We start from the raw sequence: 758 nt of genomic DNA, 5'->3' as shown, positions 1-758 counted from the left end.
AAGGGCTTCACCAAGGCCAAGTTCGTCGAGGCCGTGGACGTGTCCGTCCGCCTGGGCGTCGACGCCAAGAAGTCCGACCAGCAGGTGCGCGGTTCCACCGTGCTGCCGGCCGGCACCGGCAAGAGCGTGCGCGTGGCCGTGTTCGCCCCGGCGGGCGCCAAGGCCGACGAGGCCACCGCCGCCGGCGCCGAGGCCGTGGGCATGGACGACCTGGCCGAGAAGATGCTGGCCGGCGACCTGAACTACGACGTGGTCATCGCCACCCCGGACGCCATGCGCGTGGTCGGCAAGCTCGGCCAGGTGCTGGGCCCGCGCGGCCTGATGCCGAACCCGAAGGTCGGCACCGTGTCGCCGAACCCGGCCGAGGCGGTGAAGAACGCCAAGTCGGGCCAGGTCCGCTACCGCACCGACAAGGCCGGCATCATCCACGCCACCATCGGCAAGGCCGAGTTCAGCGATGAAGCGCTGAAGTCGAACCTGCAGGCGCTGCTGCTGGACCTGATCAAGGCCAAGCCGGCGACCTCCAAGGGCCAGTACCTGCAGAAGATCTCGCTGAGCTCGACCATGGGCCCGGGCGTGACCGTCGACCAGTCCTCGCTGACCCTGAAGTAATGCGGTACCCCGGGCCGTCCCCGCGACGGCCCGGGCGCACGTTTTGAGGGCAGTCTCCGGTTCGTCCGGCGACAGCCGTCAAAGACCGCAGGTGCGGTCGGCGCACATCGACGACGGGCAGGGATGCTCGCACTGGCAGGGAATCG

1 protein-coding gene is annotated in these 758 nt (G+C 69.8%); it reads left to right on the top strand.

All coding sequences use genetic code 11. The features are described from left to right. A partial coding sequence (gene rplA / locus IG80_RS0111600; RefSeq protein WP_052046421.1) for a 50S ribosomal protein L1 occupies window positions 1–612 on the top strand: 612 nt, incomplete at its 5' end. Between the last annotated feature and the right edge of the window lie 146 nt (window positions 613–758).

Source organism: Candidatus Paracaedibacter symbiosus (assembly GCF_000757605.1).
Taxonomy (GTDB): Bacteria; Pseudomonadota; Alphaproteobacteria; order Paracaedibacterales; family Paracaedibacteraceae; genus Paracaedibacter_A; species Paracaedibacter_A symbiosus.
The sequence above is the reverse complement of the archived record's forward strand: the minus strand, read 5'-3'. Positions and strand labels throughout refer to the sequence as shown.